The organism is Microcystis sp. M53602_WE12 (genome assembly GCF_030065455.1).
In the GTDB taxonomy this organism is placed as follows: domain Bacteria; phylum Cyanobacteriota; class Cyanobacteriia; order Cyanobacteriales; family Microcystaceae; genus Microcystis; species Microcystis aeruginosa.
Genome location: NZ_JASJFB010000637.1, coordinates 1 through 10,249, shown reverse-complemented (window position 1 = coordinate 10,249; position 10,249 = coordinate 1). Strand labels below are relative to the sequence as shown.

General features: G+C 43.5%; 11 protein-coding genes and 3 tRNA genes. 2 read left to right on the top strand and 12 right to left on the bottom strand.

The features are described from left to right. The first annotated feature begins 292 nt into the window (after window positions 1–292). On the top strand, window positions 293–565 hold the full coding sequence (locus tag PX482_RS20255; RefSeq protein WP_002761130.1) for a hypothetical protein: 273 nt from the start codon (window positions 293–295) through the stop codon (window positions 563–565). Here PX482_RS20255 and PX482_RS20250 read toward each other — a convergent pair. The 8 genes from PX482_RS20250 to PX482_RS20215 all read right to left on the bottom strand — a co-directional run bounded on the left by PX482_RS20250 (window position 562) and on the right by PX482_RS20215 (window position 5,412). Next, window positions 562–1,485 (bottom strand): bifunctional riboflavin kinase/FAD synthetase, encoded by a 924-nt coding sequence (locus tag PX482_RS20250; protein WP_288026402.1) that lies wholly within the window; start codon window positions 1,483–1,485, stop codon window positions 562–564. The genes PX482_RS20255 and PX482_RS20250 overlap by 4 nt on opposite strands. A 140-nt stretch (window positions 1,486–1,625) precedes the next feature. Next, window positions 1,626–2,339: a 50S ribosomal protein L1 gene (gene rplA, locus PX482_RS20245; protein ID WP_287728352.1), complete on the bottom strand. Its 714-nt coding sequence runs from the start codon at window positions 2,337–2,339 to the stop codon at window positions 1,626–1,628. 55 nt (window positions 2,340–2,394) lie between these two features. Then, entirely contained in the window at window positions 2,395–2,820 is a 426-nt protein-coding gene (rplK, locus tag PX482_RS20240) for a 50S ribosomal protein L11 (protein ID WP_002761138.1), read from the bottom strand. A 3-nt stretch (window positions 2,821–2,823) separates the two neighbouring features. Then, window positions 2,824–3,441 (bottom strand): transcription termination/antitermination protein NusG, encoded by a 618-nt coding sequence (gene nusG, locus PX482_RS20235; RefSeq protein WP_002761140.1) that lies wholly within the window; start codon window positions 3,439–3,441, stop codon window positions 2,824–2,826. Next, window positions 3,438–3,674 (bottom strand): preprotein translocase subunit SecE, encoded by a 237-nt coding sequence (gene secE / locus PX482_RS20230; RefSeq protein WP_002761141.1) that lies wholly within the window; start codon window positions 3,672–3,674, stop codon window positions 3,438–3,440. The genes nusG and secE overlap by 4 nt, the downstream gene beginning before the upstream one ends. 124 nt (window positions 3,675–3,798) lie before the next feature. Continuing rightward, a tRNA-Trp gene (locus PX482_RS20225) sits at window positions 3,799–3,871 on the bottom strand. A gap of 101 nt (window positions 3,872–3,972) precedes the next feature. After that, window positions 3,973–4,335: a 50S ribosomal protein L19 gene (gene rplS, locus PX482_RS20220; protein WP_002738040.1), complete on the bottom strand. Its 363-nt coding sequence runs from the start codon at window positions 4,333–4,335 to the stop codon at window positions 3,973–3,975. Between the two features lie 228 nt (window positions 4,336–4,563). Next, window positions 4,564–5,412, bottom strand: coding sequence for a carbonic anhydrase (locus tag PX482_RS20215; RefSeq protein WP_002761143.1), 849 nt, complete (start codon window positions 5,410–5,412; stop codon window positions 4,564–4,566). A gap of 168 nt (window positions 5,413–5,580) precedes the next feature. On the opposite strand from PX482_RS20215, the gene psbN reads away from it, so the two are divergent. Then, window positions 5,581–5,712: a photosystem II reaction center protein PsbN gene (gene psbN, locus PX482_RS20210; RefSeq protein ID WP_002761150.1), complete on the top strand. Its 132-nt coding sequence runs from the start codon at window positions 5,581–5,583 to the stop codon at window positions 5,710–5,712. Here the strand turns inward: psbN and PX482_RS20205 are convergent. From PX482_RS20205 to PX482_RS20190, 4 genes are all read right to left on the bottom strand, one after another. After that, complete coding sequence (locus PX482_RS20205; RefSeq protein ID WP_002761152.1) at window positions 5,709–8,717, bottom strand: alpha-mannosidase; 3,009 nt, start codon at window positions 8,715–8,717, stop codon at window positions 5,709–5,711. The two genes, psbN and PX482_RS20205, sit on opposite strands and share 4 nt — an antisense overlap. A gap of 365 nt (window positions 8,718–9,082) precedes the next feature. After that, window positions 9,083–9,154: transfer RNA gene (locus tag PX482_RS20200), tRNA-Thr, on the bottom strand. Between the two features lie 8 nt (window positions 9,155–9,162). Further along, window positions 9,163–9,247 (bottom strand) — tRNA-Tyr (locus tag PX482_RS20195). Window positions 9,248–9,380: 133 nt separating this feature from the next. Further along, on the bottom strand, window positions 9,381–9,683 hold the full coding sequence (locus PX482_RS20190; protein ID WP_002761157.1) for a ferredoxin: 303 nt from the start codon (window positions 9,681–9,683) through the stop codon (window positions 9,381–9,383). Window positions 9,684–10,249 lie beyond the last annotated feature (566 nt).

The following is a 10,249-nucleotide window of genomic DNA, read 5'->3' as shown; positions in this document are numbered from 1 at the left end:
TTGAAAAATTTTGCCTCAAACCCTGTCTGCGTAAGGATTTCAGGAGTTTGTACCCAGTAGTTTATTAGTATTACATTGCTTTAACTCAGGCTCTGTAAGACTTTGAGCCATAGCTAGTATATTTATACGGGGGAAGTTCAGATATACAATGGGGAGAGGGGCGAGCAATAACGGTTACATCTCTTTCCTGTCGCTAGAATAAGCTAAACGGCGCTTAACCTGCATGATCCAACAGCTATAACCCTTTTGGAGTCTATATCGGTGATCCGAAGTAAAAGCCGTTTAGCTTATTATGGAAACGAACATGAGGGAATTAATTCAATCAATTGACCAAGCTATTACCGTGGCCGAACAGATGCGGAAAACAGAAAGATCGACTCGGATTGAGGGTTTAATTTCTGTCCTGAAAACCATCAAAAGTCAGGCTTTAGCTGGTCAATTACCACCGTCTCAAGGCATTGTTACCCTAGGATTAGCGCGAGAAGTAGCTGATTGGATCGATTCCCTCGATTCTCCTTTATTGAAAGCGGTGGGTAAAGTGGAAAGAGAATACCAAAAATATTAGGAGTTGTCGGTGACAGAAGTTAGAATTAATCGAGATTGATCGCAGTCTATCTCGATCTGATTTTTTAATCGATCGAGAGAATTAAATTTCTGTTCTGGTCGCAGGAATTGCACTAAATCCATCGTTAAAATGCGATCATATACATAGCCCGACCAATCCAATAAATGGATTTCCACACTGATAGTTTTTCCCTCAATCGTGGGACGATAACCGATATTCATAACTGCCGGTAAGCGAGAACCATCAAGATGCACCCAACCGCAATAAACCCCCAGTCGCGGCAATAATTTATCGGGGGGAACCTGTAGATTAGCGGTATGAAAACCTAATGTTCTGCCTAGCTGTTGCCCGATGACCACACGACCGGTTAAACTGTAGGGACGACCTAACATTTGCCCAGCTTGCTCAACGTTTCCTGCTGCCAAAGCTTGACGAATTAGGGAACTACTAATCCGACCCGCCCCACAGTTTTTCAAACCAACAATCTCGACTTTAATATTAAATTGAGAGGCGATCTGTAATAAATCTTCGGCTGTACCTTGACGACGATAACCGAAGCGAAAATCTTGACCAACACTGATCGATTTAGCCTGTAATTTTTCTACTAAAATCTGTTTGATAAAAGCCAAGGGAGTCAGGGAAGCTAATTGAGCCGAAAAAGGCAGTAAAACTAATTGTTTAACGCCTAAATTCTCTAAAACCTCCACCTTTTCCCCTAGAGGAGTTAATAATTGCCATTTTTCTCCCGTAAAAAATTCCCGCGGGTGGGGAGTAAAACTAACAACGGTGGGATAAGCGGGGTCATCCTGAAAAATTGGCTGTAGGACGGTTTTATGACCTAGGTGCAAACCATCAAAGTTACCAAGAGCGATCGCACTAGGGGCTAAAATACGGGTATTAGGGGAATCTACAATCCACACGCTGGCTCTAAGAACAGATACAAGAGAATAATTCAAGCGATTAATCTTGAGTGTAGCCTTTTGATTCTATATCAATCGGGCGATCAAGCCAAAAAAACGCCCCCAATTACTTGGAGGCTTTTTCAGAAAAAATAACTGTATTAACCTTCTGCTAATTTCAGATCCCGCAGCGCGCTAATATCCACTTGAATCGATGGCCCCATGGAGGAAGAAACGTAAACCGTGCGCCAGTAACGCCCCTTGGCCCCGGAAGGCCGGTTTCTGTCCACCGTTTCCTGTAAAGCTTTCAAATTGATTAACAAATCCTCGGCACTAAAAGAAGCTTTGCCAAATTGAACGTGAACGATCCCGGTGCGATCGGCCCGGAATTCCAATTTACCCGCTTTAAACTCAGCGATTGCCCCCGTTAAATCCGTGGTTACGGTTCCCCCTTTCGGTGAAGGCATTAAACCCCGCGGACCGAGTTGACGACCTAATTTAGCCACTTTCGGCATCATATCGGGGGTGGCGATTAACACCTCGAAATCCATCATCCCCTTGGCGATTTCTTCGATTAATTCTTCCGAACCAACGATATCGGCCCCGGCGTTGTTCGCTTCCTGTACCTTTTCCCCGCGAGTAATGACCGCTACTCGCACCGTGCGTCCGGTTCCTTTGGGTAAACTTACCGTTGTCCGCAGTTGTTGGTCGGTATATTTAGGATCGATACCTAAACGAATATGAGCTTCGGCGGTTTCGTCGAATTTCGCCGTCGCTAATTCCTTTAATAATGTCAGTGCCTCTAATGGCTCGTAGGCTTTATTTTCTACCTTAGCCTGGGCATCTCGCAAACGTCGTGAAACTTTTTTTACCATCTGATTTGTTGCTCCTTGGGTAATAACGAAGCTTAACTTCTCCCCGAAATAAGATTTAGTCTGAGATCTTGACACCCATATTTCTGGCCGTTCCCGCCACAATATTCATGGCCGCTTCGATGTCGTTAGCGTTAAGATCGGGCAGTTTAGTTTGGGCGATTTCCCGTAATTGGTCGCGGGTAATGGTGGCGACAAATTTCTTGTTGGGTTCGTTGGAACCTCTTTCCACACCGGCCGCTTTACGGATGAGAACGGAAGCGGGGGGAGTTTTGAGGACAAAGGTAAAACTCCGATCCTCAAAAACGGAGATTTCCACAGGGATGATCATGCCGGCCTGATCGGCGGTTTTAGCGTTGTAATCTTTACAGAACGCCATAATATTTACCCCGTGTTGACCCAAAGCAGGACCGACCGGAGGAGCAGGGTTAGCCTTACCAGCAGGTAAAGCTAGTTTAATAATTGCGACGACTTTTTTAGCCATGATTTAGTTTTGTTTTTCGACTTGATTAAATTCCAATTCGACCGGGGTATCCCGACCAAAAATGGAGAGCAGGGCCTTGAGTTTGCCGCGCTCGGGACTAACTTCGATCACTTCCCCTTCAAAGTCCTTAAATGGACCAGATAGAACCAAGATTTGATCGCCAACTTCCATATTGATTTTGACGACGGGTTCTTGAATCTGAGCTTGTTTGAAGATGCGATCGACTTCTGACATACTCAAGGGTAGCGGGGTGACGTGACCGCGGCCGCGTCCGTAGTGGCGCTTTTGTTCGGCCCCAACAAAGTTGATCACGTGGGGGGTGTTTTTGACCACCTGCCAAGCGTCATCATCCATGATCATTTTGATCAGGACATAACCGGGGAAGACTTTTTCCTCACCGTGTTGCCGTGAACCATCCTTGCGGACTTTGACGGTGGCCGCTTGGGGAATCTGGACTTGCAGAATGCGATCGGCCACATCGAGGGTGTGGATGCGCTGTTCCAAATTGGCTTTGACCCGTTTCTCACAACCGGAAGCCACTTGCACGGCATACCAACGGGGTTTTTTCGGTAGGCCGCTGAGATTGACTTCTTCGGGAAACTGCTCTTCTTCTAGATTCATGGGAACACCTTCCCCGCACCCCAGGCAAAGAATTTATCAATCAGATAGATGAGAGTGGCTACCAAAGTCACCATTAACATCACGGCCGCCGATTCACTCAAAAGTTGCTGACGGGAAGGCCAGACGACTTTGGCGAGTTCTTCTTTGCTTTCATTGACGAATTCCTTGACCTGAAAGGAGCTTCCCTCTTTCTTGTCGCTCGTGTCTTTTTCTAGGGTTTCTTTTTTGGCCACGATCGCTACTCCTTAAAATGATACTCAAGCTATCCTTAACTTATCATTTTCACCGGACAACCCACACTAACCCCCAGACATTTAGATTATGTCCTTTGCAGTTATCGGCTTGGTGATTACCAAACGCGCCCTGGAGGACTTGAACCCCCGACATCAGGTTTTGGAGACCTGCGTTCTACCAACTGAACTAAGAGCGCCCATTCGCTAAACTATTTGGCTTTTTTAAGGCCCTTATTTATTATAGCGTAGTTGTTGGCGATTGAGCAACTTTCTTGGTTAGGCTGTCGCCGGAAAATTTTTAGAGAGGGCGATCGAAACGTTCTTGTACCCTGGTGGCTTTGCCAACCCGATCGCGCAGATAGTAGAGTTTCGCCCGACGTACTTTACCACGACGGATGATCTTGATACTGGCAACCCGCGGCGAGTGGAGCAGGAAGACTCTTTCTACTCCCACACCCTGGAAGACTTTGCGTACTGTAATCGTTTCGTTGATACCGCCATGGCGTTTGGCGATGACAATGCCCTCGTAGGGCTGAATCCGCTCTTTATCTCCTTCAACGATTCGCACCCCTACCCGGATCGTGTCACCGACATGGATAATGGGCAGATCGCTCTTGAGATACTCGGCTTCGATTGATTTGATAATCTCTTCCGTTTTCATCGGCTTTCGTAAAACTGACAGTTTTCCATCATACCATATTTTTTGAGTAAAAAGCAATAGCTATTAGCTTTCCTAACACTGAGCGTTGCTGACTTGCCGATGCTGTCACCAGATGTTAGGCTGATTGTCCCGGATTACGGTCATTATCCACCGGGAAGGCTCTTGCCCTTAACTGCCACTCTAGAGACGGTAATAAGCACATCTCTAGAGAATTTCTCTAATCCCTAATTAACTTCTCGAACCGCGATAAATGCGATCAGCTTGGGAGGGGTCTAAATAATTATAGCCCGGTTTTTGGGTTGAGGAGCCATTCTTTTTCGCCACAGTATTAACCGCAGGAGTCGCTTTTTTTACGTCCGCATGAGTCCGGATATAATCCTCAGAAATCTTGAAGGGATGACTATTGGGAAGGTGACGACTAGAGGGTAAATTGTCTGCTGCTTCGGGATGGGTAATTTTACTATGGGGAGCGACAAAATCGTGTAGGATGGGATCATAGGCTAAAATTTCGCCAGTTTCAATCCGAAAAATCCAACCGTGTAGAGATAATTTACCCTGATGTAATCGGGAACGAATAATTGGATAGCTTTGCAAATTACTTAACTGGTTGAGAACATTTTCTGCTACTGTCACCTCGATCAGTTCTTCTCCTTCTAGTTCTTTGTAATTATCCTTAACTAAACGTCGAGTAGCTTCTGCTTGCTTTAACCAATCGTAAACTAAAGGCATTTCATCGGCCAGACTTTGCAATTTTAACAAACCTTTCATCGCTCCACAATGGGAGTGACCGCAGATAATCACTTGCTCGATGCCGAGAGCGTTGATAGCATATTCTATAGATGCACCTTCACCACCATTGGTTGCTCCGTAGGGAGGAATTATATTTCCCGCATTACGAATTACGAATAATTCCCCCACCTCCGCTTGGGTAATTAGGTTAGGATCGATACGGGAATCGGAACAGGTGATAAACAGGATTCTCGGTTTTTGTCCGTGGGAGAGTTGCTCAAATAATTGCCGATGTTCATCAAAATAACCACTCTGGAACTTTTCTAGTCCCTGTAGGAGTTTCTTCATAATAATTTTTCTGGTTTAGTTTGATCGCTATTGAGTCGATCCTTTCAGCATTATCGGGCATGAGATAACAGCAATGCAACCGGCCAGATTAGCGATCGCTATCGACGGCGAGATCGGTTATATTTTGTTAAGATAAGATACAGACTGTATCTAAGCAAATTTTATTTTATGGAAACTGCAACAATTTTGGGTATTTCGATCGCTGCCGCTTTGGTGGGGATTACCGCTTTAGCTCTTTATACCGCTTTTGGACCGCCAGCAGCAGAATTAAGCGATCCTTTTGAAGATCACGAAGATTAATTCTTTAATAACCATGTGGCTATTTGCCAAGGAGAAATTTGCTCCATAGGATCGATCGCTCTTTCTAAACCGTCGATCGATTCTTTTATTGTTAATTGTAATTGATTTTGCCAATCAATAACAGCGTTTTCTCCCTGACATTCATAAACGCGCATTACCCAACCCCGAAAGGATGTTTCACTTTGTTTTAAACTCATTAAAATTAAGTTATCGGCCGAGAATTTTAACCATTGTGCCACGGGTGGCAACTGGTTTGATTGAGAAGAATTAGTAATAAAAACAACGGTGACAGGTGAGTTTAACTGCCAAGCGTGATGGACAGTTTTCGCCGTTTTCCAGTTACCTTGATGGGGATATATTGCATAGGTAAATTCTTGTTTCCCCAGATCCGCCTCGGGATCGGGCCATCGGGGACTTCTCAACAGAGTTAATCGCAGTTGCCGGTTAGTAGCATCATAGCCATATTTATTATTATTTAAAAGACTAACCCCATAGTTTGCCTCTGTATCGGTTAAATCTGCCCATTTATGCGCGTAAACTTCCCATTTTGGTGATTCTGGTTCGTGGGAACGCTCGATCGCACCACAGGCAATTTCATAGGTGGTAAAATCGCTGTTTAGGGTGAGAGGAAAAGCGGTTTTTACTAAAGTATGTTCCTGCTGCCAATTAACAATAGTTTTAATCTGGAGAATAGGAGAATCTTTTTCTAAGATATAATCTTGACAAAATTCCGAATCAGCTAAACTTCTGATCACGCGAATCTGCCAGCGCAAGGCACCACATTCTAAGCATTCGATCGATTTTAATACTGTTTTAGGTAAGGGATATTGTTGATAATTAGGATCGATATTCCAAGCGTCCCAATATTGTCCTTGATCTTTAAATCCCTGTAATTGGTTCCCCGCAGCTTGCAGGATTTCTTTTTGATTAATTATATCAAATATACTATCTATATCCCCCGTTTCCGAGTTAATAGTAACTTTAAGCAAGCCATTATCTAAAATAAATTGGCAGTTAGTTAAATTTTTCTCGGTTGCTTGCTGATTGGGAACTAACCAAAATAACTTATAACCCACAGCAGGAATATTTTCAGCGATAAATAATAGCTGATTGTCGTGGGATAATTGCGAAGGACATAGACAATTATTTAAGTCATAAACTGAACAATTGACAGATTCTATAGATAAAGAGATAACCTGGGTTCTTTCCCAGTTAAGAGAATTAAAAACTAGAAAAGGTTTTGCTTGGGGATGGGGGGGATTAGGTAAATTAATTTGAGTGGCAATTGCTTGTAAAGCTTGATGTAAAATTGCTTCACCTGTGTTGATAACTTGCCGCCATAACTGATTGGCATCCCTAAACACTTCTGGGATAGAAGTACCAGGCAGTATATCATGAAACTGATTTAATAAAACCTTTTTCCAGGCGGATTCTATCTCGACTTTCGGATAGGGAATCTCTAGTAAAATATTAGCCAGAGAAGACCATAATTCTCCTTGATACAAGAGGATTTCACAGTAACGATTATAGGCCTTTTGGTCAGCGTGGGTAGTATAACAACCGCGATGGAATTCTAGATATAATTCATCATCCCAGATAGGGAGATTACTTGTCTCCAGACTGTTCAGATAAGTTGTTGCTTGGCTAAATTTTAACTGGGGGAAAAAAGGAGATTTTTGCCAACGTTGGGCTACCTCTAACATATCACGAGTCGGACCGCCGCCATGGTCGCCAACACCTGGCAGCCAAAAAATATCTTTTAAGCCGGTTTGCCGTTCCCAATTGAGAGCATGATCGGTCATAATAATTGGGTTAGTATCCATAACTCCGGCAACATTGGGAGGAGACATTAGGGAAAGAATTTTACTGCCATCGGGAGATTGCCACCAGAAAAAACCGTGGGGAAATTTAGTCGTATCATTCCAATGTAGTTTCCCAGTTACAAAATATTTGATGCCAAAGGATTGAAGAATTTGCGGCAATTGGTAGGGAAACCCAAAGGTATCCGGCAGCCAAGCAGTTTCAGTGATTTGTCCAAATTTTTCTTGAAAATATTTTTGTCCATAAAGTAGTTGTCGAAATAGGGATTCTCCGGAGATCAAATTGACTTCTGGTTCTACCCACATCGCGCCCAAAAGTTCCCAAGATTGCCCTTTATATGCCTCTAGAATTGCTTGAAACAGGTCAGGATGATGTTTTTCTGTCCAGTCGTAAATTAGGGGGCTAGAATGACCAAATATGAGGGCAGGGAAATCTTTTTGGAGGTTTAAAACCGAGATAAAAGTGTTTTGTGCCACTTGCCAAGTTTCTGCCAACGGCCACAACCAAGCCATATCCAAATGTGCATGACCGAGAAGATGAAAACTGCGTTCTTTGAGAGGTTGAGCGAGGGGTTGTAGGGATTGACGAATTGATTCTAGGGAGCGATTAAATTTATCTTTGTTGGTGACATTATCCCAGTCAATATTATCGAGAGTAGCGGTAAAAGCCGCTAATTTTTCAGGATAAAAAGTTTGCAGATAATTATGGAGAATGGTTAATTCATCAGCGACAAAACTAGGATCGATCGCTTGGCTATATTCATAGATTAACTGCGATTTCATCAAACCACCAATATCATGATTGGGACTGACTAAACGCAGAGTAACAAGGATTTCTTGACCAGTAGAGACCGAGTTGGAAAGTAAAATGCGGGTGGAAGAATCAAAGAGGTCTCCTGCTTGGATAAATTGATTATTAACATAAATTTTGACATCTTCCGCCCACCAAGTTAAGATTAATCTCAGTTCCATTCCCTCTAAAGGATAACCGGCTAAATGTTCGGGGACAATAATTTTTTGAGTTAGATATTGGATTTGTCTGCCGGCAGGCCAAATAATGTATTGTTTTTCATTGAGGGTGACGGGTTGAATTGGTTTTCCCGCTGCTGTAGCGATAAACCAATTTTTCTGAACATCTCTGCGGGTGAGGTGAGACAGTTTAGCGATGTTGTCGAGGGGAGACATGAGCCAACAAATAAGTTAATTTTGATTATTTTAAGCGATCGAGGACTAATTGCCCTAGGGGAGAACTTGTGTTAACGCAATAGTGCTGAAGACTTACTTAGGGTTTGCGGCAAAAAGTTTTTCGGTGGGGGTAGGGTGTGGGGTGTGGGGTGTAGGGTGTAGGGTTTTACCCATTTTCAGGGGGTCAATTACCTAATTTTCAGGGAAAAAGTCCCTAAATTTACCCCCCGATCCCTCCAATGGCCGGTACTTTTTGATTTCAAAAAAGCCTAAAAATATTATCCAACAAGGTTTTTAGATTTATTCAGCAAGCCCTACTCAATCTCATCCTTCAACGGTTTATTGAGAATGAGCAGGGAAGAGAAAGCCCGTGATGAGGATTGAACTCATGACCTCACCCTTACCAAGGGTGTGCTCTACCACTGAGCTACACGGGCATTGATCGTGGTGGGCCGGGCCGGATTCGAACCAGCGTAGGCGTAGCCAACGGATTTACAGTCCGCCCCCATTAACCACTCGGGCACCGACCCATTAATTCCACGATTAACAATCATAGCACCCTTAGCTAAAACACACAAGTGTTTAGGGAAAAAATTTTTGAGCCATAAAATAACTCCCGTTAAAGCCATGGCTTTAACGGGAATTTTCTGATAATCTTGAAGATTACTTCAAAGCGTCTTCTTCCTTGTGGGTGAGGATCACACAGTCAGAGGTAGGATAGGCGACGCAGGTGAGGACATAACCCGCTTCAATTTGATCGTCATCTAAGAAGGATTGATCGGATTGATCGACAGTACCAGATTCAATTTTACCTGCACAGGTGGAGCAAGCTCCTGCGCGGCAGGAATAAGGTAAGTCTAGTCCTTGCTCTTCAGCTACATCGAGAATGTACTCATCATCGGGAACCTCAATTGTAGTATTAAGTCCTTCAGATTCATTTTTCAGGGTGACTTTATAAGTTGCCATCGGTTGTTCCTCTTAATTAAATGCTAGTGAAAGCGGCAGTCTCTACAATTGCCTCTCGCTCGTAGTCAGATTGAACGATTGGAGCGAGTTTCATTTTTGATACTACGGGAAAATCTGCCTGACTCAGCCTTGCATTAGTAATGACAGTCTTAAATAAACTTAAAATAAAATTTACTTATAGATCTAACCAGGAATTCTTGACGCTCCTTGCTCGATCTCTAGATAATTTCATCGATCTACAATCTAGCTAAACTAACCAATACTAAGCATTTGGAGCTATAATGTTAATTGTTTTTTTAGCCTTAAGCCGATTTTTGTTAAATATTAATTTAACTTATGGTTAAGATAGATGTCGATGAATTGTCTTTAACCCAGCCAAGAAATTGCTTTTCGGCACTACTGCCGGTAACACATCTAGGGAAACTTTGACATCCTCGCCGCCGTAAACGGACGGTGATTCCCAAACCTCACGATTTAGGTTTCTGCTTCTTTCCCTTGCGGGGTTCCGCACCTGCCGCCCCAGATTTACTCTGTTCTGGTCTTATGGTCGCTCTACAGACTGACAC

What these genes read in the sequence shown, in the direction of transcription:
- rplK (WP_002761138.1), bottom strand. Translation starts at nt 2,820, where the DNA reads ATGGCTAAAAAAGTCGTCGCAATTATTAAACTAGCTTTACCTGCTGGT.
- PX482_RS20255 (WP_002761130.1), top strand. Translation starts at nt 293, where the DNA reads ATGGAAACGAACATGAGGGAATTAATTCAATCAATTGACCAAGCTATT.
- PX482_RS20215 (WP_002761143.1), bottom strand. Translation starts at nt 5,412, where the DNA reads ATGAAGAAACTCCTACAGGGACTAGAAAAGTTCCAGAGTGGTTATTTT.
- nusG (WP_002761140.1), bottom strand. Translation starts at nt 3,441, where the DNA reads ATGAATCTAGAAGAAGAGCAGTTTCCCGAAGAAGTCAATCTCAGCGGC.
- rplA (WP_287728352.1), bottom strand. Translation starts at nt 2,339, where the DNA reads ATGGTAAAAAAAGTTTCACGACGTTTGCGAGATGCCCAGGCTAAGGTA.
- PX482_RS20205 (WP_002761152.1), bottom strand. Translation starts at nt 8,717, where the DNA reads ATGTCTCCCCTCGACAACATCGCTAAACTGTCTCACCTCACCCGCAGA.
- rplS (WP_002738040.1), bottom strand. Translation starts at nt 4,335, where the DNA reads ATGAAAACGGAAGAGATTATCAAATCAATCGAAGCCGAGTATCTCAAG.
- PX482_RS20190 (WP_002761157.1), bottom strand. Translation starts at nt 9,683, where the DNA reads ATGGCAACTTATAAAGTCACCCTGAAAAATGAATCTGAAGGACTTAAT.
- psbN (WP_002761150.1), top strand. Translation starts at nt 5,581, where the DNA reads ATGGAAACTGCAACAATTTTGGGTATTTCGATCGCTGCCGCTTTGGTG.